The sequence below is a fragment of the Salinicola sp. 4072 genome, assembly GCF_036663415.1.
Taxonomy (GTDB): domain Bacteria; phylum Pseudomonadota; class Gammaproteobacteria; order Pseudomonadales; family Halomonadaceae; genus Salinicola; species Salinicola salarius_A.
Map to the genome: position 1 here is coordinate 59,273 of NZ_JAXOVV010000019.1, position 26,551 is coordinate 85,823.

The 26,551-nt window shown below is 58.6% G+C and carries 17 protein-coding genes and 1 pseudogene; 3 read left to right on the forward strand and 15 right to left on the reverse strand.

Annotation, left to right across the window (positions count from 1 at the left end; all coding sequences use genetic code 11):
- Positions 1–26: 26 nt before the first annotated feature.
- From brxL to uraH, 14 genes are all read right to left on the reverse strand, one after another.
- Positions 27–2,069, reverse strand: a complete 2,043-nt coding sequence (gene brxL, locus R3F72_RS13345) for a BREX system Lon protease-like protein BrxL (RefSeq protein ID WP_332779884.1) — start codon at positions 2,067–2,069, stop codon at positions 27–29.
- 12 nt (positions 2,070–2,081) lie between these two features.
- Entirely contained in the window at positions 2,082–4,424 is a 2,343-nt protein-coding gene (gene pglZ / locus R3F72_RS13350) for a BREX-1 system phosphatase PglZ type B (protein WP_332779885.1), read from the reverse strand.
- Entirely contained in the window at positions 4,421–5,074 is a 654-nt protein-coding gene (locus R3F72_RS13355; RefSeq protein ID WP_332779886.1) for a DUF4276 family protein, read from the reverse strand. Before R3F72_RS13355 ends, pglZ begins: the two co-directional genes overlap by 4 nt.
- Entirely contained in the window at positions 5,071–6,156 is a 1,086-nt protein-coding gene (locus tag R3F72_RS13360) for an AAA family ATPase (RefSeq protein ID WP_332779887.1), read from the reverse strand. Before R3F72_RS13360 ends, R3F72_RS13355 begins: the two co-directional genes overlap by 4 nt.
- Positions 6,153–9,398 (reverse strand): hypothetical protein, encoded by a 3,246-nt coding sequence (locus R3F72_RS13365; RefSeq protein WP_332779888.1) that lies wholly within the window; start codon positions 9,396–9,398, stop codon positions 6,153–6,155. Before R3F72_RS13365 ends, R3F72_RS13360 begins: the two co-directional genes overlap by 4 nt.
- Positions 9,385–12,807 (reverse strand): Eco57I restriction-modification methylase domain-containing protein, encoded by a 3,423-nt coding sequence (locus tag R3F72_RS13370; RefSeq protein ID WP_332779889.1) that lies wholly within the window; start codon positions 12,805–12,807, stop codon positions 9,385–9,387. The genes R3F72_RS13365 and R3F72_RS13370 overlap by 14 nt, the downstream gene beginning before the upstream one ends.
- A 152-nt stretch (positions 12,808–12,959) precedes the next feature.
- Positions 12,960–14,696 (reverse strand): ATP-binding protein, encoded by a 1,737-nt coding sequence (locus tag R3F72_RS13375; protein ID WP_332779890.1) that lies wholly within the window; start codon positions 14,694–14,696, stop codon positions 12,960–12,962.
- Between the two features lie 176 nt (positions 14,697–14,872).
- The gene (gene brxC, locus R3F72_RS13380) at positions 14,873–18,310 is read right to left on the reverse strand and encodes a BREX system P-loop protein BrxC (protein ID WP_332779891.1); all 3,438 of its coding nucleotides are present in this window, start codon (positions 18,308–18,310) and stop codon (positions 14,873–14,875) included.
- 14 nt (positions 18,311–18,324) lie between these two features.
- Positions 18,325–18,876 (reverse strand): BREX protein BrxB domain-containing protein, encoded by a 552-nt coding sequence (locus R3F72_RS13385; protein WP_332779892.1) that lies wholly within the window; start codon positions 18,874–18,876, stop codon positions 18,325–18,327.
- Complete coding sequence (locus R3F72_RS13390) at positions 18,863–19,576, reverse strand: hypothetical protein (protein ID WP_332779893.1); 714 nt, start codon at positions 19,574–19,576, stop codon at positions 18,863–18,865. The genes R3F72_RS13385 and R3F72_RS13390 overlap by 14 nt, the downstream gene beginning before the upstream one ends.
- Positions 19,577–19,637: 61 nt before the next feature.
- Positions 19,638–19,850 carry a helix-turn-helix domain-containing protein gene (locus R3F72_RS13395; protein WP_332779894.1) on the reverse strand — a complete coding sequence of 71 codons (213 nt, stop codon included), beginning with the start codon at positions 19,848–19,850 and terminating at the stop codon, positions 19,638–19,640.
- Positions 19,851–20,217: 367 nt separating this feature from the next.
- A complete protein-coding gene (locus tag R3F72_RS13400) occupies positions 20,218–20,976 on the reverse strand; it encodes a GntR family transcriptional regulator (protein WP_332779895.1) in 759 nt (252 codons plus the stop codon).
- Positions 20,977–21,069: 93 nt separating this feature from the next.
- Positions 21,070–22,437: an 8-oxoguanine deaminase gene (locus R3F72_RS13405; protein WP_332779896.1), complete on the reverse strand. Its 1,368-nt coding sequence runs from the start codon at positions 22,435–22,437 to the stop codon at positions 21,070–21,072.
- The gene (gene uraH, locus R3F72_RS13410) at positions 22,437–22,823 is read right to left on the reverse strand and encodes a hydroxyisourate hydrolase (RefSeq protein ID WP_332779897.1); all 387 of its coding nucleotides are present in this window, start codon (positions 22,821–22,823) and stop codon (positions 22,437–22,439) included. The genes R3F72_RS13405 and uraH overlap by 1 nt, the downstream gene beginning before the upstream one ends.
- Before the next feature lie 114 nt (positions 22,824–22,937).
- Between uraH and uraD the strand changes: the two genes are divergently transcribed.
- Together uraD and R3F72_RS13420 are read left to right on the forward strand one after the other, a co-directional pair.
- Positions 22,938–23,477, forward strand: a complete 540-nt coding sequence (gene uraD / locus R3F72_RS13415) for a 2-oxo-4-hydroxy-4-carboxy-5-ureidoimidazoline decarboxylase (RefSeq protein WP_332779898.1) — start codon at positions 22,938–22,940, stop codon at positions 23,475–23,477.
- A gap of 71 nt (positions 23,478–23,548) precedes the next feature.
- Complete coding sequence (locus tag R3F72_RS13420) at positions 23,549–24,532, forward strand: IclR family transcriptional regulator (protein ID WP_332779899.1); 984 nt, start codon at positions 23,549–23,551, stop codon at positions 24,530–24,532.
- 217 nt (positions 24,533–24,749) lie between these two features.
- On the opposite strand, the gene R3F72_RS13425 is transcribed toward R3F72_RS13420, so the two are convergent.
- The gene (locus R3F72_RS13425; RefSeq protein ID WP_332779900.1) at positions 24,750–25,604 is read right to left on the reverse strand and encodes an SDR family oxidoreductase; all 855 of its coding nucleotides are present in this window, start codon (positions 25,602–25,604) and stop codon (positions 24,750–24,752) included.
- Between the two features lie 381 nt (positions 25,605–25,985).
- Between R3F72_RS13425 and R3F72_RS13430 the strand changes: the two are divergent.
- Positions 25,986–26,551: pseudogene (locus R3F72_RS13430) on the forward strand (aspartate carbamoyltransferase); the annotation flags it as partial.

Below are 26,551 nucleotides of genomic sequence, written 5' to 3' on the forward strand. Positions count from 1 at the left end.
GATTTTACTAAAGCCTAGCCGAGCACCTACTCCACAACGGCTTTGAGCAGAGCATCCCGCGCGTCGGAGTAGAACTGGATATCAACCTTGGTCGCCATGTCATCCGACAGGTCAAATAACTGCCGGCGGCAGGCAACAGGCATCAGCAGTGCAGTCGCGCCCTTTTCCACGGCGATTTCCGCAATCGTTACCGGATTGTGGATCGGCTCCACGGAGCCCCCCAGATTAATCTCCCCCACTATGATCAAACCACCGCGCACGCTTTTCTTCAGTAGCGCCGTGCTCAATGCGACCAGAGACGCCATGCCGAGCTTGGCACCTGATTTGGAGGCATCGAAAGCCCTCAACTGAACCGTAAACTCGTGGTGGCGTGGATCCTTGTCACCTACCAGTTGCGCCGACCGGGCGTACAGGTTTTGCTCCGCATAACCGATGCTTTCCTTGAACGCGGGCGGTACCGGCTTGTTCAGGACCTTGACGCCGGACCCTGGGCCTTCATTCACCTCGATCCGGTACAGGCCGGGATGTTCCTCACCGCCACCCGGAGAGATGGTCCATACTTGGCCAGGTTCCAAGGGGTCGTCACCAATGCTGTTCTCGCTCTGAAGCTCCGGGGTGGAAACAAACTTCTCGACACCGTCGGCGCCCATGACATAGCTGAAATGGGTGTTTCTGAATTCTGCCGCACCGATCCGCTTCTGCTGTTCTTTCACCCGGCGCCGGGCTTCCATGGCAATGCGAACGGCCCATTCGATATCCTCGTCCGAGACCTCATCGTCACCGGGATAAAGTAGCTTAAGCAGGCCGCTGACCGTTTTGTTCACCGCATTGGTATCCCGCCCAGACAGCGCACCACCAAAAAACACCCGGTTCTGGATCAGGCTTACCCGGCTCTGATTGCGCAGCTGGCTCCAGCACTCTGACAGGAAGTCGCTGACTAGGCCGAAATGGTCGGTTAAAAGCTCCTTGCTTATTTTCGGCACGTCCCAGCCCGGCAAGAAGGCGTGGATACGGTCCATAAACGCCGTATCATCTTTCATTTCCGGGGGCATGGGACCGAACAGGTGGCCTATCCGCTGCTGATGTTCCACATCCACGTCAAAGTTGCCCACCAGTACGATGCTGCCATCGGCTCGGATGTTTTCCTTGCCACGACTGAACTCACCCGACTCCATGTAGCCCTTCATGATGTTCACGCCGTCCTTCTGGTCGAAGGAGATGCCGGAGACCTCGTCGAAGCAGACCACGTCGTACTGACAGACCAAACCCCGCTGGCCGCTGGCGTTGTTTACGAACATCTTGGCCACCGTGGCCTTACCACCGGAAATCAGGTGGGCGTAGGGTGACACCTGCTGGAACAAATGGCTCTTACCGGTACCCCTGGGACCGAGCTCCACCAAGTTATAGTTACGCTCAACAAAGGGCACCATACGCAACAAAACTGCGTCCTTTTGCCGCTCCGACAGGCCGCTGGCCTCAATCCCCGTGGACCTTAGCAGAAGCTCTTTCCATTCCTGCGTCGTAAATTCCTTCCGGGCCTCTGAAAGGGTATCCAAAACGTCGCGCTTGGAGAGCTGGATCTCCCGCAGGGCTTCGACACCGAAGGGGCGACCATTACTTTCCTGGGCAATGGCAGCATCGTAATTGAGCGTTACCTCGGCATAGAAACCGCCGGTCAGCATCCGCTCGTGCTCGTTTACCAAAGACGGCGAGATCCGCACGTCGTTCAGGCGGAGGCTGGGGAGGGAGGCAATATAGGAGTCTGTTTTCGCATCCAGACGGGCGGTAATCAGGTCGATGATTTTAACTTCACCGTTCTCCCTAGCCCGGGCCTTGAACAGCTCTTCCTCACCGGCCTTGACGGTGCGAGACTTGAGCTGACGCTGAACGATCTCCAGACCTTCGTTGATCTCTTCCTGGTCGGTGCTTGCGCAATATCGCCCGAGCAGGAACTCGACCACATAGGTGGGTACCGGGAATTGGCGGCTGAAGGTTCGTACCAGGTCCTTTCGCACCAGATAGCCATCCAGGGCCGTTGCGGCCTTTCTGTCGATTTCGTCCAATTCCATTACATTTGCCTCTTAAGAAAGAGCCCCACCAATCACGGTGCCCGTCTGGGCAACCAGAGAACCATTTTTGTCGAGCAGAACAACCACCGCTTTCTGCCCTTCCAGATCTTCATCTTCGACAACCACGGAAGCGGTGCCATTAGCTTTGAGCGGCTTCGAGCCGACCACCACACTGCTGGCTGCTTCACCCGCGCGGGTCCGGATATCCAATGTGAGCCCTGAATAGTCGCCCGTCACCGCCACCGTGCAGCGCAACCCTTTCCACACCAGGTCGGTAAACTCGATGGCCCCTTGAGCGGAGGCGCCACCCGTCACCACCAATTGGAGTGTCAGACACTCCTGTAGACTCAGGCCGCCGTGAGCGTAATCCTCACCCTTCTTGAAACAACTGATGCCATCGGCTAGGGCAAAGTAGTGACTGGGATTCCAGTACCAGGGGAAGAGTCGCTCCTGAGTTTCCGCACCAGGCTTCAGCGCGGCACAGCGCCCCCACTTGCTTTCAGCCAGTACGCTGGGCAGGTCAATTTTGGGTAGCCCCCCGGGCAGAAGCAGCCAGCCGTGATCGGTGACGACGCGCACACGCTTCCAGCCCGCCGCCAATAGCTCGGTAATGCGGCCCTGCACTTCCTGCAAAAGGCTTTCAAGGTGTTTGGCCAGCTTCCAGCCACGGTCGTGCCCCTCATGGTCGATGTCACCGAACTCACACCAGGCGAGACCTTCACCCTGACCATCCTCTGTTCGATCCAGCAGCGTCCAGCCGGTGTCCTTCAGCAGTTTCTTGAGGTGATAGCCACCTTTGAGGGACTGGCCGGTCGCCGCCACGGCGGGTTCGAAATCCGTGCTACCATCGTCCCCCCGAATTTTATCCCGGACCGGTGTCACCGCCGCCTTGCCTGTGGCGGTCACGCTGGGCAAAGCGGCCCAGGTGGGCGCCTCGTCCACCTCCAGCCCTGAAGCTTTCATCATCTCTGCCAACCGCTTGCCCGTATCAAAGCGCAGCCCATCGACAAAGAGCACACAATCACCGGGACTGGCCGGAAATGGGGGCACCGTTGTGCAGGCGCCACCCGGATAGGAGGCACCATCAACGATCTTCTGCAGGTAGCGGGAGGACTCCTCCAGCCAGGGCAGGTAAACTGCCCGGACTGCCGTTGTGACAGCCTCAAAGTCAGCAGTTCTCTCCACCTGAGCCAAGGCGCGCATTACGCCGTCATCCACTTTCCAGCCGGCGTTGGTATACCCGTCTGCCAGATCATCCACAGAACCCGCCGCCAGAGAGGTTTTTGCATAGTTGACCATGGTGGCCAAATGCTCCAACGCGCAAGCCAGCGGGGCTTCACCGAGCTCCGCCCATACCAGTGATCGCCTGCCGCCGTGTATCTGTTCGAGCTCCAGTATTCTGGCCCGTGCCTGGTGCGCAGGAGCCTGGGCCAGAGCCAGCAAGTCACGGCGCAGGTGGTCTTCCTGGCCCTGGTTCCACTGAGGCCAGCCACCGGCCACGGTTTCATCGGCAAACAAATCGAAGGCCGGCGGTTGGCACTTGCGAATTTGGGCGGGAATATGGGGGTAGCGGTGGGGCGCCTCGCAGAAACGTTGCCAAACCGCCTGCCAAGGCCCCCGGTGGGCCGCAAGCTTGGCGCACCCGGCCAGCACCCCCTCATGCTGGGGATTAAAAGCCAACTGGGAGGTGCATACCGCCACAAAAGCCTGCCATTCGTTCTCACCCCTCGCGGCCTGGAATGCATCGCCCTGGTCCAGCCACAACAGCAGATCTCGGGTGGGGTCGCCCCCGGTTAACAGGGTATTGAAGTAGTCCTTATCTAGGCGTCTGCCCTTGAGCAAGTCCACGTCTTCGTCGAGCAGTCGGTACAGCGCCAGTTGCATGGCGTGCCGCGTTTCGCTGTCTTGCGCCACATCCAGGCCAAGGCCACCTTGGTCCGACTTAAGATAGGCAAGGATGGTCCAGTCCTTGGCATTCACCTGGGACCAGATCACCCCCCGGTATTGAAGCTCGGCCAGCGGCTTGAGCGAATCCGGGCAACCTTCCACTGCCCGCAAATCCTGACGGCTGACGCCGGGGAGGTAGAGAATGGGGATCGTCTCATCTGGCAGGGACATATCATTCACCAAGCCGGCGATCACGCAACGTAGCCAAATTGCCGGGCCGGTGCGCTTTTCGGGGGCATAGTCACCCAGCACCAGAAGCTCTGGCAGTTCCGCCTGAAGGACTGGAATAACCGCTTCCCATTGCCGATCACGGTCCGGCCAGAGGATACAAGCAGGGGCGACCTGAATGTCTGGGTTAAAGGTAGCCGCGTCTCGAACAGATTTCAGGAGATTATCAATAACCCTCATGCACCACCTCTGGCACCCAATGCCTCTATCCGTCCTACCCAAGCATCAAACAGAGGGCACTCCTGACGGATAGCATCCAGGCCGATATCCAAAGCTATCAATGAACCATGAGCGACTTTGTCATAGGTATCGCATACCGCCAGAATGCGTTTTGAAGGTGCTGTCTCTCGGCCTTCGTTGATGTGCTCGGGGCTATCGAAACCACGGCGGATCTCCGTCAGTTCAGCGACCACACCTGGCTCATCAAACCAGTCTGAGAAGGCATCCGGGGCACTAAACAAGAGACCTTCAAACTCATGCACAACCACATTAGCCAAGAAATTAGGCTGGGCTATATCGTTCTGAAAGGCTTCTTCTACTGCTTTAGCCCGAGTGATGGAATCTCCTGGCGCCTTCATGGCCGGAAAATCAGTGGGTAACCCATAGAAGTCCAGCAATGTGGTCACCCAGGCGGAGGCATCCTCCTTGCATTTATTCTCCACCTGCCATTTTATCTTCCCATAAGACGACACACCGCCTTTTCCTTGCGGGCCGGTGCGGATAATGATGGGGTTCAGCCAGATGTTAAGGCGTTGAAAGTGCGGACCGAGCACCTCGCGCACAAACACATCTTCCGTTTGGCCTTCACAGAAAATATGTACCCGAGTCATCGTGTTGGCCTCCCACCCAGGACATTTTTCTGCCACAGCTCGCCGAGAGAGTATTCATTGAGCCAAGCGTCCAGCGCCTTGGGGTCGAGACGGTGTAGATGGGTATAACCCTCTGTTCGATCCGCAACCACAACATCCTCTGAAGAAAATTCATTCAGAAGGTCGGTAGATTGGGTGGAAACGATGACCTGCTTATTCTTGGACGTTGACCGCAATAAAGACGCAAGCAAATTGATCGCGAATGGATGGAGCCCCAGTTCCGGTTCATCAATCAAGATTGTCTCAGGCTGCAGTTCCTCGGGCTGCATAAGAACTGTCGTCAGGCAAATAAACCGTAGGGTTCCATCAGACAGCAGATGGGCCTTAAAAGGCACATCTTCTCCCTTTTCTGTCCACTCAAGCTCTATCTGATCCTTACTGTCTGGCTGTGGGCGCAGCAGAAAATCCCCGAAGAAGGGCGCGACCAAACGAATTGTCTTAACAATACGTTTATAATGGGATGAATGCTGGTCTTGCAGGAAGTAGAGAAACGCAGCCAGATTTCGGGCATCTGGGCGCAAGTAAAGGTTGTCGTTCATGCCATGCCGCTGTTTGACTAAAGCGCTGTCGCTGGTGTCGTGAAAATGGTAAAGGCGCCAGCTCTTCATGGGAGGGACTGTGTAATCGTAGATCCGCGTAAAACGCTTCTGTGACTCCACTTCCGTTTCGAAGTGACCAGAACTAATTGTCCAGTCCCCTTTCATGTTCCACCAAAAGTTCTCTTCCGCAAACATCATGCGGTTATCCTGGGTTGGCTCCAGGGTAAACTTGTAGCCATTGTTGCCGAAATACAGTTCGGCGTGGATCTGCTCTGTCTTTTTGCGCCCAAAGTGCAGCAAGGCATCAGGACCACCCTGTTTGCTGACATAGCGCTGCAGGTTGCCTTCAAGCATCTGCTGAATTAGCCGGAAGAAGCCGATAAAGTTCGACTTGCCAGCGCCGTTGGGGCCGATAAGCACATTAAGTTCTCTCAGCTCCAGATCGCATTCGCGGATGGATTTGAACCCGCGCAACACGATGCGAGATAGTTGATTTGGGTTCATAGTTCGTCACCCTCATGATGTTCAGATATGATGCGTTCGGCTTCCCTATCATAAATTTCAGACAGATCCCGTAGAGTGCGAGCTAACCTGTGAAAATTAGCATTCTCGACATCCTCTGCTTTTTGGCGGTACCGCTCTGCAAGCTCCTTTTCTGGCTTGGCGGTTGGGTCAACCCAATGGACGCCACGGGAACTGAACGACGCTGAATGGAAACCTGTTCGCATTTTTTCAGAGTCTCTGCTATTCAGGGCATCGGCAGCAGCACGGTGAATCCACAGTCCATCCTCATCTTGAGGTGCGTAAAGTAGTACCTCACCGATATGGATAAGGGCAGGCTCTAGATGCCCGGATTCTGCGCAGGAAACCTTCACCTTCTCAATCCAGTTTCTGAAATGCTCTGCGTCGAACGACTCATCATCCATTTGTCCTGGAGGACGACTCCATTCACTGATCAGTCGATAGGCGTTGGTGGCTATAGCCTTTTGCTCTTCAGAAGGTTCATCGGTTTTGTCTCCCTCTTTGTTTGAACGGTAAATCAGTTGAATCACTTCGCAGAAAAAATCAGGCTCATTGGCCAATTTTCGATGTAGGAAAACAGGTTTGTTCCCATCGAGTTGGTTAAGTAATGGCAAGTAGGCCCATTCGACTCTGAAAAGGTCGTCATCACTAACGGCGCTATCCGACTGTAAGTGCTTTATCAGCTGAACCATGTGATAACTATCCATGGCGTGGTTTGGCTCGCTGGATTTTAGCGCCCCAAGAAGAGCGCGCACGCATTGCTGCGGATCAATCGCACTCTTCGAGTGCAGCATTCTTTCGAGACAGTTTATGGCGGCGTGTGGCCGCCCGTATTCGAGTAGCTTTTCAATGGCAAATTCAAGATCTTCCTTGGCGTCATAGGGGAAAGCACTTGCCCGAGTCCAATAATGCTCCTGATGCTCGTCAAGCCACTGCGCTGCTCGCTCCCAAGTTTCTCGACTGAAAGGCAAGCAAGCGAGAAACTGTCCCGTTTGTTTGTGGCTCCACCCCGCTCTATTTACTCTGTCGCACCAATCCCAGCCTTCATCATGACGGCGGCGCCATATAAAGGCGCCCACCAGATCCAGGTGCTTTTCGTTCTCCGAATCCAAAAAGTCCGGTAGCAGCGTTTTTTCAATATCCGGCACAGATAGGTCAGCCAATGCGGCGCCAACATTACGAGGTGATGAAACGGTCTCGGCAAAACGAATTGCACCGTCTATACCATCTTTTGCAATAATCTCACTGATGGCTGATGCTCGCCGCTCATCAAGCTTTCTACGCTGCTCCTCCCAGTTTCCGGACTCCTCGTAGAGGTCAAAGTCCCGACCTGAAAAAAGCTCCTGGTATAAGAGTAGGGGATCAGTCGGGGCCAGCTTATCCATAACTGCCTCGAGCGGCTTTAACAGCTCGTCAGGTAGCGACCACTCTGCCTCTGGGAATCGCCGGTGTTTCTTGGTGAACTTGGAAAGTCGACGCCATAGGATTTGTCGTTGATCTTCAGGAAGTGACCGAATCTGATCGGAAGACAGAGTTTCAATCATCTGATCGAATGCTGGCCGAGTCAGATTGTCAAAGTGGTCAATCAACTCACAAAGCTTGGCAACATCCAGTCCGGCTGCACTGACCGCTAGCTCTGCGTATGACGATGCCTGTAACCAATACTCATGTTTTGTAACCCCTTTTTCCCAGTCATCCGGGATGATCTCTCTCCAATGAGGTTTATGGGTGCCAGAAGTGATCTGGTGTTGGTTGGGGAGCAGACTGAGCAAAAGGCTCCAGCCAATGTCTGGCCATTCTTTGATAACGGTTTGTACCGCTACCTTGCGCTTTTCAATGCTTGCAAGTGTATGCGGCATCCAGGGAAGTAAAATGTCAGTCAGTGAGTTGGCCGGGCGGTTTGCCCATTGGCCACCTGGATCATGGCTGGCCAGTTCAGCCAGCAGATCACATACTCGAACAAGATACTGCTCATCCCAAGCTATACCTTCCAAAGCCCAGAGCAGCCCTGTCAGATGGTTGCTGCCGGTGATGCCAACGCCTTCCTGAGCAAAGAGCTCATCGAATGGGCAAGGGGACGACCGTAAAGCTGTTTCTACGGCATCAAGAAATTCCTTGGGCGCTGCTTCGGACAAGGTAGGCAACAGACTGTTAAGGCCCCCCCATAACGTCCAATCCGCTCCGTCAAAGATATCCCGAATAGCCAAAACGGCTGTTATGTCGGCATTTCCAAGGGTACAGTTGCTGCAAGCTTCCGGATAACAACCCAGAATGGCCAACCCTTCTGCAAGCCCGCTGCGAATTGCAGGAGAATGGCTCGGTACTTTCCCGTGAATGCTGGCTGCATAACGCTCTTCTGGTGGCAACTCAAAAGCGGGATCCTGTTCTTTCAAAACAGTAATGGCCAGCGATTTAAATACTTCCAGGTTTGAATCAAGAATTCTCGATCCCAGAAGCTTAAATAATTCTTTCCGATGGGTTACAACCCAAACCCCATCTTTTAACGATAAGGGGCTGTTTGGCTGGTGTAATATTTCACGAGCCACCTTAATCCAATCTTCGTATCTCATGTCGAGAGTACGAGATAGAGCCTCCTTGTCAGCGTGCTTTTTTTCATTCCATGAGCCAACCAGACTTACCAGTGCTAACAGCGTCGCATCTGGATGATTCTTCCAGTCATCTGAAAGTTTATCTTCCTCAGGCCTCACGTTACTGGCCAGGTTATAGATTGCCGCTTTAACAGCGGTAAGGCTCATCTCAGCAGTGTACCTGTCTGGATCAAAGCCTTCTTTCATCTGCTGGTAGGGATGGATGTAGTTACGGAAATTTCTCAGATGTTGCCCGAAATTCTTTACATCGAGCCGAAGGATTCCAATATTGTGAGCAACATCTATAAGCTGTGCGAGACTCCAGTCTTTAAACGGTTTTGGCTTACCGTTTTCATCTTTGGGGCTTTGCGGGGATCGATTGAAGTCCGCAGGCTTTTTGTTCGCCAAGCCAAGTAGCAAACCTTCCAGTAAGGAGCCGCACAACATAATGGTGGCCATGGGGGAATAGGATAGACAACGCTGCGCTTCGGTAAAGCGGTTCTCCAGGATAGGTATAAGCCCTGGATCTACCAAAGCGGGAGACAGGGACAAGGTCTCTATAGCCTGGGTGGTTTCGGCCTCCATTGTTGTTATCTGAAGGCCGTCCAGAGCGCGTTGTCTATCATCGCCGCTCATTAGACTTTCTCCTGTGCGGCTCTTTTTCAGCAAGCGTCAGGTGGTGGTCGTTAATCCGCTCACCCTTGAACGTTTGGTACCAGGGCGCTGACTCCACGTCTTTGCCACGGTCTTTGGTCCATTTGATGTTAGGTTTGTCGCGCAGGATGCCGGCGCCTTTCTTTTTGATGTCGCCCACGGTCATGAAGGGACGGATGTTGAGGCGGACGCCGTCGTTGAGGTCCGGGTCCCAGCCTATGGGCTGTTGTTCAATAGGCTTCCAGCGGACGAAGATGTCGTAGGGGGCTTCGCCTTCGAGGATCTGCTCCAGCTTCTTCTTCAGAGATTCGGCGGCGGCCAGACGTTCCTCGGCACCGTCGACGCCGCTGGCCAGGTCCTGCTTCTGTCGACTGATCCAGTCGCCCAGGTAGGTGTAGATCAGGGTTTCTAGGTTCTTGCGGTCCAGCTTGTGGTAGTTGACCAGGGCGGCGAAGCCGTCGGGCAGGCCGTCCCATATATGCCAGATAAAGGGGCGGTGCTGGAAGAGTTTGCAGTGTTGCGTGAAGAACTTGTCGCGCAGCCAGGTTTCCAGTGCCTTTCCAGCATGGTCGGCATTGTTCAGAAGCTCCGCCAGAACATCGGTGGACCAGGCATCGCCATAGGCAGCGGCCAGCAGATTCAGCAGGCGGTCGGTGGCTGAGGCCTCACCACGCACCGGGGGAATACAGACAATGCCGTCTTCATCGGCGAAGGGCAGCAATGCCTCGCAGCGCTTCACCCATTCACACTGCTCATCGGCCAGCTCCATGTCGGTATCCAGTTCGGCGGGCCAGCGATAACCGAGCAAACGGGCAACTGCTACTTGTAGCGGATCATTGCAACTTGCAGGATGACCACTGAATAGCCACTGAGACGGATCTTTAGATAGTGGTTCAGGTAGGGTTCCTTTACCCTTCCATTCCTCTAAATCTACACATACCTTTCCCGCTGTAGCGTTCGTCAAACTAAGCTTCTGATCTAGGGCTCTTACTGCGTTTTTGTATTCGCTCGAACTGCAATAACTCCACAAAGCATCAATATCGTCAGGGTCTTTCGGTACAATCGTAATCAAATTATTGTCAAACTTTTCACCAAAATATGGTGTCGCCCTTAATCCAATTCGAGTTATGGCAACACCCTTTTTCCCCCAGTTTCGATTGCCACTCTCATGCATATCATGAAGGCGATCACGATTTTCCCTTGCAAATTTGTAAAGCCTTCCGTCGGCACGTTCCCAATGAATTATTTGCTCACGACCTAAAGGGATGCCTTCTCCTGAATACCCGTCTAGAAAATATTGCCAATCTGCATGAAGCTCTCCGATTTCCCAAAAATAAAAAATATAGGAGTTTCTGTCGCCTGTAATTAATCCTTGATATGGGTCGGCATACTTAGATAGTAATTCACCAAGCTCCGAAATGTCTTCGAGAACAATCCTATAATCTGGGTTTTCCAACTGCTTTGCTTGGTAAACACTCTTGACTTCTGATGTCTGCAACTGTTTAGCTTTCTCAGACGCTGTGCGCAGCTCAGAGACATCTATGCCACGCATTAGGTTCGCTAGTTCTTCCACACCGAACAGGCCGCCGGACACCTGGGTGTTACTACCCCGACTGAGGTTGATCAAAATAGCCTTAACCACTTCGCCACTTATGGTTTCAAATGCCCCTGGCCCCAGCCTAGCTATCAGGTGCCAAGAGTCGTTTTTTAGTAACTTCTCACGAAATTTTTTGTAACTTGATAGGAATAGCCAGTTCTGCGGCAGTACAACGCTTGTGGTTCCACCATCGGCGCAAAACTCCAAGCAACGGTCAAGAAATACCGTTGCCAGGTCACTTTTCGCCGCTGGGTAATACTTATCACAAAAATTGAGCAATCTATCACTGTGCTTGCTTCGTCCAAGATAAGGCACATTTGTAATAACCCAGTGATATCGGCCTAGAAGCATTGTTGCCGCTTTTGCCAAACCTTGGGCCACCACGGCGGCTTCGTGCCGGGCCTCGCCCTGCTCCCCTTGTTGTTCGTTTTCCAAAGCCTGTTTCAGGGTGGCGGACAGCTCCTCCCACTTCACCAATTTGGCAGCGTCGGCTTTTGCCGGGTTAAGCAGGCTGCCCAGAACCGGCGCGTCCCTGAAGGTATCGTGCATCCAGTCCAGCGCGATGGTGAGGTTGTGCTTGCCCAGGCCGAGTTGCTTCCACTCTTCCTTGGCGACGCTGACAGACAGGCCGGTACAGGCCAGATGCAGCTCCGGCAATAGGCGGTAGCCTTCCGCATCAGTGTATTTCCAGGCGGCCAGAGCCAGCGCAAATGCCGCCAGTTCCACGCAACGCTGATCCAGCTCCAGGCCATGAATGTTCTCTCGCAACACTGCATCCACGGCGTCCCGAGCGGACAAACTATCGCCCTCCATGCGCATGGGCACGAGCATCAGGAAGGCGGCCACCAGAAAGTGGCCGGAGCCGCAGCAGGGGTCCAGGGTTTTCAGATCGGCCAGTTGGTCCGGCCAGGTATCGAAGGTGCCGGCAGCCGGCGTCCATCTCTTGTTACCAGCCCCATCATCCTGTTTCACAAACCGCAGGTATTCCAGAGGCACGCCGGGAATCGCCGCCTTCTCGCGCAGTTCTTCTTCACTTTGGGCATTCTTCAGGTCGCTTTCACTGAGCTGCCGGGCCGCCCACCAGGCACCGAGGGAGTTATCGAGCAGGAAGCTGACCATGTAGGGCTCGGTGAAGAGCTGGGTGACGGCGGGAAGCTCCCGGGCGCCGATCTTGACCTCGGACTGGTTGACCTGCTCCTTTTTCTTGGCCTGCCAGAACTGGTAAACCCAACCCAGGCTGTCGGAGGCGGTGAACACCTCCAGCGGCAGGCCCGCGACCTGGCGTTCCAGGGCCTGTTGGCGTTCCGGTGGCAAGGTGAGTTGGAAGACCGGAGAGTCCAGCCGGAAAATCTGCGGCAGCATACGGGCCGCATAGCGGGCGGCCAGTTCCCAGCCGTTGGCGGCGCCTTCATCGGCAGCCAGGTCTTCACACTCTTCTAGGGTGATGGCCACCGGTTCGTCCGGGTCCGGGTACATCAGCAGGTCGTTTTCCGCCAGGAAGCGGGCAAAGAGCATGCGGTGCCAGTGCTCGTAGGCGGCCTCCTCCACCAGGCGGTCCATGGTCTGGGCTTTGGCTCCGTTGCCGCCGCCGTTGAGGGCGTCGCCCAGTTGGCGGCCATGGGCGCGTAGCTTGCGGCGCAGCTCCCGGTCGGTCTCGCTCAAGTGCGAGGCCGGTGCCGGGTCGCCAACGCCGAGCTGCTCCAGGGCGGCGCGGGCACCGGTTTCGGCGGTGTCCCGGGCGGCCTTGACGGCGCGCTCCAACTGGCTTCTCAGAGTCTTGTCGAGTGGCTGCATGTTTCTTTTACTTCCCCAATCCTGAAAGTGATGCCACGGCTACGGTGTTTGTACCGTGAGAGCACTTTTTTCTGTCGCATCGGTGCGACTTGATATGCGCAATTTTACCAACAATCGCATAGTCTTCGCATAGAGTTTTACCTATGCGCATTTCAATGCTGACGCGCATTGCTGTACTCATAGCGCGCCCAGCGCCGCTCACCCACCTGCTGGAGGCCGGTGTTCTCCTGCATCAACTCCTGCATCAGGCGCCGGGCCTGGTTGCGGTCAAAGCGCGTGATCTGCCGGATTTCCTTGTTGCTTAGGCCTGGTTCGTTGCGGCGCGCGCGCTCCATCAGAATACTGAGCACGCGGGTTTTGGCGGCCTCCCAGTCGATGCGGCGGCGGGCCTCGCCCTGACCGTCTTCGGCCAGACGGTTATAGAGGTCCGGGTGAACGCACCAATAGGCCCCCCGGCCAGTGCCACCATGCTCGATGTAGCCGGCTGACTCCATGGCCGAGAGCCGCTCGCGGATTTCCGCCTCGCTGCGCTGGCACAGGGCGGAGGCGGTGCCGGTATCCAACTCCGGGTGCTGCAACAGGTATTGCAACAGCAGGAGCTCGTCCACGCCCAGGTTGCGGCCATGCTCGCTCTCCTCGGCCACGAACAAACGGAAGGCGGCATTCAGGTCCCGCTTTGGGAAGCTCACCAGCACGGATTCGCCGATCTCACGAATCTGGGGCGGTTCCTTGCCCTCAATGAGCAAGGCGGAAAACATCCGGTTTATTCCCAGGTTGCTGCGGTTGACCAGGCGTAGGCGAGTCAGCGCCTCCACCAGCAGCGGATTTCGGGCGGCGGGCTGGTGATGGAGGATATTGTTGGGAGTAATGCCGGCAATGAAGCCCCCGTTGTTGCTGATTTCCAGCCGGTCCGGGTAAAGCTTGACCATCACCGGCCCAGCGATGCGTAGATCCGCGTGGCAGAAGGCGTTCATCAGGGCCTCGCGCACGGCGACCTCCGGCCAGGTGCGGTATTCGTAGTGGAACAGGCCCTGCTGATAGGTGGTGATCGGGTTGAAGGGGACCAGCAGTTCTTCAATGCGCTGAACGGACAATGGCAAGGCGCTGACCCGATCCTCCCGGATGCCGTACTCGGTATCCGAGGTCATTTGCAGGAAGGTCCAGTTGTGGCCGGGGAGATGTTCCCGGATGGCGGCTTCGGTGCCGGCCAGCAACAGCGCAGCACGAGTCAGTTTGCCGTGTTTGATCAGGCCTAAGGTGGAGAGCAGCTCGACATCGGTCAGGCGCAGCAGATCCTCCGGCGCCCGCTCCTTGCGGGCCTGATTACGCAGGGACTCCAGGGCGGTGGCGGATAGCAACTGGCTTTCCACATCAGAGGGGGCCACAGGAGAGACGGCTTCGCCGGTGTAATCGGTCTCGCCCGTTTCCACGCCGATTTTGCGGCGCAAGGTGCCGGTTAGCGGCTGGCAATCCTTGCCTACACGGATGGTGCCCCGGCCAGCGCTGTCGGTGTAGGGCGGCATGCCGGGGTAGATCTGCATAAGCAGCAGGCGACCGGTGCCTTCCGGTACGGCCAGCTCTTCGAATACCGGGGTTATTTTTGGGTCCGTCTGGTCGTAAACCGCCTTTTTCAGCAGGTTGATGTCAATTTCCGGCGGAACGCCGAGAATGGCACTCTCACGTCCCTGGGACCGGTCGGCCACCCCAAACACCACGGTACCGCCGCCGCCATTGGCCATGCATACGGCCATCTGGACCACGGTTCTCACCGCTTTGTCGCGGCTTTGCGTGTCCCACTGCTTGAAGTCGAGGTCCTGGTCTTCCAGGTCATCGGCTATGCAGTGCTCCAGTTCCGGGAGCAGGGACTCTATGTTGGCGGCAGTCCTCATCGGCACCTCGTCAAATCTACTGCGCCACCCGATTGCGGCGTCGCGTGCTCATTCGCTCCTCGCCTATCCGGCTGATATGTCTCGTCGCTCATTGCGCGGCTCCTTGCACTCGGGCGGCTCGCTACGATTTGTCGAGGTGCCTTGATCACAGTTTTTCCCGTTATTTAACTGGCTCTTTATTTGACGGAAATTGGCCCGTCTGGCAGCGCAGCCTTGAGTTGTTGCTTCACTTCCTCGGCCCAGGCATCGATGTCTGCGTCAGACTTCAGCGTGCGGCGGGGTACATGGATAAACTGTATCTCCGGCTCGCACTGCTCGGCTGCCGCCACGGCCACGTTGTCAAAGCGGCTGGGAAGTGCGGCGACTCGATCGGCAAACATGGCCAGAGCGCACTGATCCAGCGTGTTCAACACCTCTTGGGTGGATTGAACCGCGACCTTGGGCTGATCCGCCAGGGTCAGGCGCTGGTCTGCCAACAGCTGGTTTCGCTGTTCGGGCTCCAGTTGCTGCCAGTTGCTGTCATCGGCCAGACGAGCCATGCCTTGCTCGTGGCGTTTCTGGTAATCCTGGTCCAGTCGATTCAGTGCATCCCGGAGCGCCTGTGTCAGGCTGGTAATCAGCGGGGCCACTGGATCGGGGTCGGTCAGCAACTGTCGCTGCTGTTCAATAGTTTCCACCTGAGCCCGGAAGACATCGGCATCGTCGAGCCCGCCTGCATGGGACATCAGTCGCTTCAATACTGTCCAGTTGGGCCAACGCTGATGAATGCGCTCCGAGAGGTGCTCCCAGGTCTCGATGTTGGAGGCCAGCTCTTCGCGCCGGTTATAGAGCGCCACCAATTGCTCGTTGCCGGCGGTGAGGCGAATATCGTCAAGAAAGCTGGTGTCCGGGCGCTCCGGTTTGGGCGCCTCCCCGCCGGCCTCGTCAGCCAGGTCGGAAAGCTTCTGAAGGAACTGAGGCACATACGCCAGCTCCTCACCCTGCTTGGCGGACAAACCCACCTTCTGCAGTAGCTTACGGATTTGAATACGCTGGGGGGTAGTGACGGTGGCGGACTCGACCTTGAACAGGGTTTTGCCAATGCTCTTGCGCTCCAGGCTGGAGGGTTCAAGAGGTTGGCCGCGTTCGTCCTGGGCGCGGATAAGGCCAGCCACCAACAGGGCCTGGAGGCCTCCGTCCACGGCGTCGCGGGACCAGCCATAGGGAGAGGACTCAAAATGGGTGCGAATATCCGCACCTTTTTTGCCGCCGGCAATGGCTGCCAGAATGGCTTTGCACACTGGGTTCTTGGCCGGCTCGCCATCATCTCCCACGGCCTTGAGGGCGTCTGGGGCACCTTTCTGGGCCTTTTCGTAAACCTTGGACCAGCCGGCATGGTCAGCGGTATGGAAGTGAGGGTAAAGCCGTTGCAGGGCGTTGTTGGCGGCTTCCAGAATCATTTCCTGGAGATCGTTGCCCAGAATCTCGTTACCGCCCCCCTGGAAAACACGGGCTCCGGAGAAGGCTTCGTTCAGTAATTCCCGGATCTTGCCCTCAGCAGTCTGCTTGGTGGTTTCCATGGCAGCCCGGGCCTCTGTGCCCTCCGGGGTGTTGGGCACGCCCCGCTTGTCCAAGGTGGCACTGGCGGCCTTGTAGTCGATCAAATGGTGGCGTAGGTCATCGGCAGAGCGCTTGGGGATGAACACGAATACGGTGGGCGATTGGTTACCGGCTTGCCGGGCATCGGCGCGTACGGAGTTCTCGTCGCCGCTCCATCCATCCCGAACCCAGACGCAAATGCGTTGGTCGGCATCGTCTGGCAGCTGCGCGTCGAATACCGGGTAAATATCGCGGGTGACTTTTGCATCACCCTGAACCAGCGACAGCTTGCGGGCCGCCTCGCCAAAGGTGCGGCGGATACGGTCATCGCGTTCGGCATGAATGCGGTGCGCCTCGCTGGATAGGGCCGCGCGTTGGCTGAGGAATTCATCGGTCCAAGCGGCGCTCTCTTCGGTCTGGATGCGGTACTCATCGCCGACTTTCATCAGCAGCTCGCAGCGATCCAGCAATCCCGGAAGTTTGCTGCGCAGGCTGCTACTCCCGCTGGACAGGTCCTCGACAAGCAAGTCCGCCAGGGAATCCACCGTGGCACGAATGCCGACTTCGTTGTTCTGACCGCCCAGCTTGTTGATCAGGAACACCAGGCCACAGGCACGAGCCATCAGGCGTTCGTCGTCCGAGCCCTTGATCCAGCTCATGGTTTTTTCATGAACCTTGCGGGGCAGAATGCGCGACTGGAGTAGTTTGTCGGCGGAATCGAAGTACAGGTAATCGGCTGGCACCACATAGCCCAGAGGGGCCTCCAGGTTGGTCTGGATGACCTTGTGCACCATGCTGAGCTGGTTGCGCAACTGGCTGTCGGTGCCCGTTTGATCCAGCACGCGAAGGGTGTTTTCCCAGAAACGTCTGCGAACCGGCAGGATGGGATAATCCTGTGGGAAGTAGGGCAAGTCATCCTGACGGTGGCCGAGGGTGGTCCCGGCCAAGTGCCTGGAAATTTCCCCCAGGTTGGTTTGCATGATCTGCTCAATGGGGGACTTGGCTTCCGGCTTCTTGGCCAGGATGACTTGGCGGATCACGGCATCCACATCGGCGTCCGAGAGCTCAACGCGGATCGTGAAACGGCCCTCGAGCTTTTTCAGGTTACTGGTGCCGGTAACGGCGGTCTGACCGGTACCAATGAACAGAAGCTTGCCAGCAAAGTTCTTGCAGCATGCTTCCACCACTTCCTGTACGGCGATAGAGCGCTGGCTGTCCTCGCCAATGAACTGCTGAACTTCGTCCAGAACGACCAACGTCAGCGGGAATTTGCCCTCTTGTGTCAAAGCTTGGCGAATGGCCTTGAGCATATCGTCACTGGAGATGTCCTGAACGTACGGATACAGGTTGTTCAGGGTTTCGACGCAAGATGCTGGTGAGGTAAACAGGGCAGGCTTGGCCTGTACCAGGGCATCGTGCAGACCCTCAGCTACGTAGAAATTATCCAGCTCTTCATTCCAGTCGAAGCCGTTGGCTTCCACCTGATTGCGCACCTGGTCATAGATGCCCTCGTGTCTGAGCCACATGACGAAGCGGGCAACCGGGTACTGCTCAGGCAAGTCCACAGATTTAAACAGAATTCTGAGAAGGGCGAGGCGCACACTGCCGCTGGCACCGGAGCCCAAAGTGCCGGAAGCGGCATGCAGGCCGCCATGACGCTTGGCTTGAGTGCTGAGTTCTCTCAGGTGATCGCTGATGCCCTGGGGCAATTTGGCGATTCCCCGGGCCGTGGCTCCGTCTTCGAAGACGGTATCCACCCACAGTGCCCGCAGCATTTTGACGAGGTGGGATTTACCGGACCCATAGAACCCACTCACCCACACTGCCGGCTGCTGGGCCTGATCGATATTCTTGAGGTAGGTTTCGAGGATGTGTGACATCCCTTTTTCGTACTGACCATCGCAAACGAACGTTTCCAGTTCGTAACGAAGAACCGCCAGGGCATGGCTGGTAGTTTCGTCGTTGACGCTTGCCACCCCTTCGTTGACCAGCTTCCGGGTGGTTGGATCCTTCTGATAAATGTCACGATTCTTCATTAACAACCTCTTATTCAGTAATCCTTATCCGCCGTGATAGGCATGGCGAGATAGTTCCACCCGTCGTAACCGTCCAGCAGTCGGTAGTTATTGTTTTCGTAGCTTCCAGGAAAGAATACCAGCAACCGTCCGGGTACCCGGGGGGCAAGCTTGTCGACCACATCCTTCACCTTGAGGAAACCGAACAGTGATCCAACGCCCTGGATTGCCACCACGGCGTTCTCATCAATAGTGCGGCTGCCCAGAAAGCGTTCGAACTCATCCACGATGTAATCGAGATATTTGGGCAGCACAGTGGCCAGCAAATGCGGCTTCTGGAAGTAGCTCTTGGCGTAGCGCTGGCTACTGAGCCAGGCCGCAAAGGTGTTGGTCAAATCAAACAGCGCCCAGTCGTGGCCGGCCTGTTTGGTGACAATTTCAAACTCATCGACCCGGGCCCGGAGCCAGCGCTCCTCGTTCTCGTTGTACACGCAGAAAATGACGCGCTGTGCGGCAGCCGCATCGTCCCGCCAGGGGATGGATATATGCCTGCTGTAGGAATGTACTAACCGTTTAACCCTGCTCACGCAGCCACTCCTGTTCCTGCTGGTTGATAAGGCTGGGGAAAAGCACCTCGATCACATCCCCTACCCGCTTGAAGGTTATCCAGCCTTTGCGTGAGGCGCCCTCCGCGAGCTCGATGGCTTTGTCGCGTGGGCAGTCGAGCAGTTTTATATATTCGGTGCGAAAGAGTTCCTGCCCCCGGGCTCCGGTCAGGTATCCGAGCAAAAGTGCGTATGAAACACTCCCCGAGGTTGGTGTGGGATGGGCGCGAATTTTTTTCACCCTACCGTTCAAGTGGCCAGACTTGGTCCAGCTTGAGTTGATGTTCTGCGCCGTCGATTTCAGGGTTGCCTTGCTGAAGCGGCCAGGTTCCTGGCTATCGATAAATTCTTCCAGGAACTCCCTGTTAATCACTGTCCCTTCCGGACATTTCAAGATTAAGGGTGCCGTGGAGCGGAAGATGGAGTCGCGAGCATAGGCGCACAGCACGGCCAGCAGTGGTCGTCCTGCTTCATCCCGCTTCCAAAAATGCCGGAGGGCGCGAAACAGGATGTGGGCGGTATCCAGAGAATAGAGATCCGTCAGGTGACGGTAGGTCAACTTACGGGTTTTTCCTGAGCGTTTGGCGAGGCAATTGTCCTCTTCGACAGCCCGGAGGTAGTCGCTTTTCGAGGCATCTTCGCGGTCGACATAGCCAAGAAGCGCTGCCAGTTCGTCGAGCATCATGGTTCGGGAGCTGTGTGCTCCTCCCCGCTCGAAACGAAACCCCAACCGGGCTAGCGACTTATGATTTTCTGCCATTGTCGCCACTGGTGTCACTTGCTCCGCCGTTGCGTACCCACTCATCAATCTCATCTTTCTTGAACTTCCAAAAACGGCCCACCCGGTGGGCTGGCATGGAGTGCTTGTCTATCCAGCGGTATACCGTGTCATTGCTAACACCCAGGTGCTTGCCTATTTCATCTACGGATAACCAGCGATCTTCCATCTCGGCCATGTTTTCGCTTCCTATGGGCGATGGTGTTGCCGCCCCGTCTGAGGCGGCAGGATCTCACGGGCGGAGCAGTGCCCTGACCTAAATTGATAAGCCAATGTATAGAGGCGCTATCATGCACTCAACAGGTTTGAGCCGGATAGAGGCGCAGAAAGCAGCATCCGCCAAATATGGGCCAGGAATGAGAAACGCAGAGAGCAGCCACAGAAAGAAGCAGTTACAGGAAGAATTAGGCAAGCCCGCGAAATTGCTTAACGCAGCGAGGCGCTTGCAAAAGACGATAGTTTGCGCTTCTTAAATCATTGAAAAAGATGATGATTTCGAGCGATCACACCACTAAGTCAGTAGCAACCGAGCGAATATACTTCGGCTAGCCGAATATCTGCGCCAAGTCCGGCGCCTCGTCGCCACTCTCCTCGATCGAGAGCGATGCTTCGATCGCCTTGAGGTGGCGCTGCATGAAGGCGACCGCGCGCGCTTCCTTGCCAGCTTCCAGCATCGTGACCAGTTCGTCGTGATCGTGGGATTCGCAGCCCAGATGGCCGGAGGACCCATAGACCGCCAGGATCAGCGAGGAGCGCGAACACAGGCGCTCGATGAACTCGGCCAGCGGCGTATTGCCGGAGAGTTCGGCCAGGCGCTGGTGGAACTGGGCGGAAAGCTGGATGGCCCGGCTCTGCTCGCCGGCCCGCAAGGCCTGGCGTTCGCTCTTCGCCAGCTCGCGCAACGCCTTGGCGTCGGCCGGCTTGAGCCGGCGGGAAACCCACGGCATCAGCTGGCATTCGACCAGCTGGCGAGCGGCGAAGACGTCTCGCGCCTCCTCGATCGTGGGTCGGCTGACGCTGGCGCCCCGGCGTGGCGTCAGCGTTACCAGATACTCGAGCGCCAGTCGCTGGAGAATCTTGCGAATGCCGGTGCGGCTGACACCGAACACCTCCGCCAGCGCGTCCTCGCGCAGACGCGCCCCGGGCCGAAGACGATGCTCGACGATCGCCTCGCGAATCTGCTGATAGATCGCTTCGTGACGCTCGGCGCCGTTGCCCGCCTTGCCGGCGCCCCGGCTGCGCCTGGCCGGCTTGCCGGCTTGCCCTTCATCCCGCCCTGCCGCTGCGTTCGCGGTTGTTGCCATCGTTGTTCGCTCCACCCAGCGTACTTTTCCACGTCCATCGATCCATGGCTCGATTGTATACGCCGCCCTTGGAGATGACAGCCTCCGCCTTCCTCAACCCTCGACCAGCCGCCGGGCGCAGGCGTTGTGCCTCGCCACCATGGCGTCGAGATCGTGACCGAGCAGCCGGCCCCCTTCGACGCGCCGCACGCCGTTGACGATCGACAGGTCGACGTTCGGCGGCTGGCAGAACACCAGCGACGCCAGCGGATCGTGGAGCGCGCCGCCGGCCAGCGCCAGCGAATCGAGCCGGAAGCCGATGAGATCGGCGGCCTTGCCCACCGCGAGCTGGCCGATATCGTCCCGCCCCAGTACCGATGCCCCGCCACGGGTGGCGAACCACAGCATCCGGCGGGCGGTGATCTCGCTCATGTCGCCCTGCAGCCGTCCCAGCAGCATCGCCTGGCGCGCCTCCGCCAGCAGGTGCGAGCCGTCGTTGGAGGCGCTGCCATCGACCCCCAGGCCGACGCGCATGCCGGCCCGATGCATCGCCATCACCGGGGCGATCCCCGATCCGAGCCGCATGTTGGAACTGGGGCAGTGCGCGGCGCCACAGCAGTGGCCACCGAGCCGTGTGATCTCGTCGGCATGCGGATGCACCATGTGCGCAAACCAGACGTCGCTGCCGACCCAGCCGACCTGCTCGGCGTATTCCACCGGCGTGCAGCCGAAGCGTTCGCGGCAGAAAGCTTCCTCGTCGCGGGTCTCGGCCAGGTGCGTATGCAGATGCACGCCGTAATGGCGGGCCAGCGCGGCGCTCTCGACCATCAGCTCGCGGGAAACTGAGAACGGGGAACAGGGCGCGACCACGATGCGGGTCATCGCTCGCTCGGACGCATCGTGATAGCGCTCGATGGCACGCTGGGTATCGTCGAGGATCGCCTGTTCCGACTCCACCACGCTGTCCGGCGGCAGCCCGCCCTGGGACTCGCCCACCGACATCGAACCGCGCGAGGCGTGAAAGCGCAGCCCCAGCTCGGAGACCGCCGCGATCTGGTCGTCGATGCTCGCGCCGTTGGGCCAGAGGTAAGTGTGATCCGCCGCCGTGGTGCAGCCGGAGAGCAGCAGCTCGGCGGCCGCGATCTGGCTACTGGCGTGGATCGACTCCGGATCGAGCCTCGCCCAGATCGGATAGTGCGTCACCAGCCAGTCGAACAGCTCGGCGTTCTGCCCGGCGGGCAGGTTGCGCGTCAGGGTCTGGTAGAAGTGATGGTGGGTATTCACCAGCCCCGGCAGGATCACATGGCCGCGAGCATCGATGACGACGTCGGCCGGTCCGGCTCGCTCTTCTGTCAGCGCTTCCGCCGGGCCGATGGCAGCGATGCGATCGTCCTCCAGCCGGATACTGGCGTTGCGCAGCTCGCGCTCGGCATCGTCGAACGTCGCGATCAGCTCGGCGTTGCGGATCAGTGTCGTTGTCATCAGCTGCCCCGGTAGGTCGAGTAACTATACGGCGACAGCAACAGCGGCACGTGATAATGCTCGTTCGGTGCATCGACCGTGAACTGCAGTGGAATCCGATCGAGAAAATGCCTCTCGGCAGCCTGGCTGGCGCGTAAGCCGGATGTGTGGCCGGCCCGTAAATAGTCACCGGCGTGAAACAGCAGTTCGTAGACGCCTGCGGTGAAGTCGTTGCCTTCGAGCAGCGGCGCGTCGCAACGGCCGTCGGCGTTGGTCTTCACATCGGCCAGACGCAGGCGCGTGCCGCCCTCCAGCCGATAGAGCTCGATGCGCAGGTCGCTGGCGGGGCGGCCAAGCGCCGTGTCCAGCACGTGAGTGGTCAGATAGCCGTGGGGAGTTTCGCTCATGAAGACCTCGATAGGGTGGCATGCGCGGCGGGCGCGAAAACAGTGGATTGCCGGGCGCGGAAAGCGTTAGCCTCATTCAAGTGCGTTTGTATACAAAGGTCAACCGGAGTCCTCATGACCACAATGCTTCTCTCCCCGCGCCCCAGCCAGCTCGATCGCGACGCCTTCATCGCCAGTTATGGCGAGATCTACGAACACTCGCCGTGGATCGCGGCGCAGAGCTGGGACACCGGCCTCGGCGAGGCGCAGGACACCCCCGCCGGGCTGGCCGGGCGGCTGCGCCAGCAGGTAGACGCGGCATCGCCGGAGGCCCAGCTCGCGCTGATCCGCGCCCATCCCGATCTGGCCGGCAAGGCGGCGGTGGCCGGCGAGCTGACCGACGACTCCCGCTCGGAGCAGGCCGGCGCCGGCCTGGACCAGTGCACGCCGGCAGAGTTCGCCCGCTTCGAGGAGCTCAACCAAGCCTACCGCGAGCGCTTCGAATTCCCCTTCGTGATCGCCGTTCGCGGGCTCGACCGCCACGCCATCCTCGCGGCGTTCGAGACGCGCCTGAATCACACCCCGGAAGAGGAGCGTCGCACCGCCATCGAGCAGATCCACCGGATCGCGCTGCTGCGTCTGGAGCAGCGAACGACCGAAAGTCGTAGCCGCTAGCGCGCAGACACTGGGGGAGCGAGCGGTTATCCTGAGCGCCTGACCACGGACGAACACGAGAGCGGCGACGGGTGACGGACAAAGAGCGGAATCGGGCGACTGACCAGGAGCGGAATCGGGCGACTGACCAGGAGCGGAATCGGGCGACTGACCAGAAGCGGAATCGGGCGACTGACCAGAAGCAGAATCGGGCGACAGCAACCGATCAGCAGCGACACGGCGCGGCGGAGCACAAACGCCGCGCCGTCGGCCGGCCGGCCGGCAGCGCCAAGAGCAGCGGCGGACACAGTCAGTCGCTGGTACGGGGTCTGACCATTCTGGAAGGGCTGGCCGCGGCCCCGGACGGGCTGGCACTTTCCGATATCGCCGAAGACGTCGATCTGGCGCCCTCGACCACGCACCGCCTGTTGCAGGCGCTGTTCCAGCAGGGCTTCATCACCCAGGACGTCGAAAGCGGCCTGTGGAAGATCGACGTCAAGACCTTCCGCATCGGCAACAGCTTTCTAGAAGCGCGGGATTTCGTCGCCACCGCGCGCCCGTTTCTGCGCCGTCTAACCGCCACCACCGGGGAAACGGCCAATCTCGGCATCCGCGACGACGGCATGGTGGTCTATCTCGCCCAGAGCGAATCCAAGCAGATGATGCGGATGATCACGCGACTCGGCTCGCGGGCGCCGCTTCACGCTTCCGGTGTCGGCAAGGCGCTGTTGGCGTGGATGCCGCCGCAGGAGTTCGAGCAGATCGTGGCCGGACGCACGCTGGAAGGGGAAACGCCCAACACGCTGACCGATGTCGGCAGGCTGCGCGAGCAGCTGGCCGAGATTCGCCGCCAAGGCTACGCCGTCGATCGCGAGGAGCATGCCATCGGTCTCAACTGCGTTGCCGCCACGCTCCACGACGAAAGCGGCCTGCCGCTGGCCGCGATCTCCGTCTCCGGCCCGGTGGCCCGGATCGACGACTCCCGCCTGCCCGAGCTTGCCGCCCTGGTCGCCGAGACCGCCCGCGAGATCACCGCCAAGATCGGCGGCAAGACGCCGACCGAACCGCCGGCATAGGTGCTTGGTCCGAAAAGTCGTCGAGCGCAGGCACTTTGCCTCTGGAAACGCTGAATAAGTCGTCGAGCAGGATGAAGTGGGCGGCATTCCGTCGCAAGGCGCACGGAGCGCAGCAACCGGAGCATATTGGGATATATGTGAGGATTCGACCGGGCTGGCGCTCCAGCACCGCGCAACGAAGCCGATTCGCCTGCACAGACACTTATGCAGTGTTTCCTCAGGTATTCAGGATCACCCCGCCATTCAGATGAATCGTCTGGCCAGTCATGTAGGAAGATTCCTGGCTGGCCAGGTAGACGTAGGCCGGGCCCATCTCGCTGGGTTGGCCGGCGCGCTGCATCGGCACCTGCCCGCCAAAGCTTTCGACCTTCTCGTCATCGAAGCTGGCCGGAATCAACGGCGTCCAGACCGGACCCGGCGCCACCGCATTGACGCGGATCTCGCGATCCACCAGCGACTGCGCCAGCGAACGTACCAGCCCCTGGATCGCCCCTTTGGTGGAAGAATAGTCGATCAGCGTCGCGTTACCCTTGAAGGCGTTGACCGATGACGTCGCGATGATCGTGTCACCGGCGCTCATGTGCGGCAGGGCTTCGCGCACGAAATAGAAGTGGCTGAAGATATTGGTGGCGAAGGTGCGCTGCAGCTGTTCGTCGGTGATCTCGGTGACGTCGTCCCAGTCGTGCTGCTCGGCAGCGTTGTTGACGAGGATATTGAGGCCGCCCAGCTCTTGACACGTGCGCTCGACCGCTTCACGACAGAACGCGGATTCGGCCACGTCGCCCTTGAGCAGCAGGCAACGCTGACCTTCGGCTTCGACCAGCGCCTTGGTGTCTTCCGCATCGCGATCCTCATCGAGGTAGACCACGGCGCAATCGGCCCCTTCACGGGCGTAGTGCACCGCCACGGCGCGGCCGATACCGCTGTCGCCACCGGTAATCAGTGCCACCTTGCCCTTGAGCTTGTCGGTGCCGCGATAGTCGTCGCGAATGAACTCCGGCTCGGGCTGCATGTCATGCTCGTCGCCCGGCTGCTGCGCTTGATGCTGCGGGGGAAAATGCGATTCTGACATTCTGGCTCCCTCCTGAATGGAATCGAATGAACGATGGCGGCTGAATGGCGCCGTCTCTTCTCGCCGCGGCGAATCCTCCAATGGATTGCCGCGACGCTCCATGAGCATAGGAAGCCTGGGCGGATTCATTCAAATCCCGCTACCGGATCTTAAGCCAGGTTAACGGTATCGGCGACGCTGCAGGAGACGGCCGCCCGTGGACGGTTGACCAGTCCGACGCACGGGAATACTCGACAGCCAGGACGATATCGCCGCCGGGCGTGAAGCCGGTGACGCACGGCGCTACACTATCGCCCGACCAAGCGCCCGACCGAGCGCCCGACCAAGGCCGCTACGCTCGGCCAGCCCGATTTCGCCACCTGCCGCCAACGAGGTTTCCCGATGCCCGCGCACCTGCTTTCCGTCGACTCGCTCTCCCGTGACGCCGTCGACCACCTGATCCGCATTGCCGAGCGCATGGAGCCGATCGCCCAGCGGCGCAAGGTGACCCGCGTGCTCGAAGGCGCCGTGCTCGGCAATCTGTTCTTCGAGGCCAGCACCCGAACCCGCATCAGCTTCAACGCCGCCTTCTGCCGGCTCGGCGGCAGCGTCTGCGACACCACCGGCTTCACCTTCTCGTCGATGGCCAAGGGGGAATCGCTCTACGACACCAGCCGAGTGATGGGCGGTTACGTCGATGCCATCGTCATGCGCCACCCCGAGCAGGGCTCGGTGGCGGAATTCGCCGAAGCGACCCAGGTGCCGGTGATCAACGGCGGCGACGGCCCCGGCGAGCACCCGAGCCAGGCGCTGCTGGACGTCTACACCATCACCAAGGAGTTCGCGCGGCTGGGCAAGCCGCTGGCCGGCGCTCACCTGCTGCTGACCGGCGATCTGAAATACGGCCGCACCGTGCACTCGCTGATCAAGCTGCTGTCGCTCTACGAACCGCTGCGGATCACGCTGGT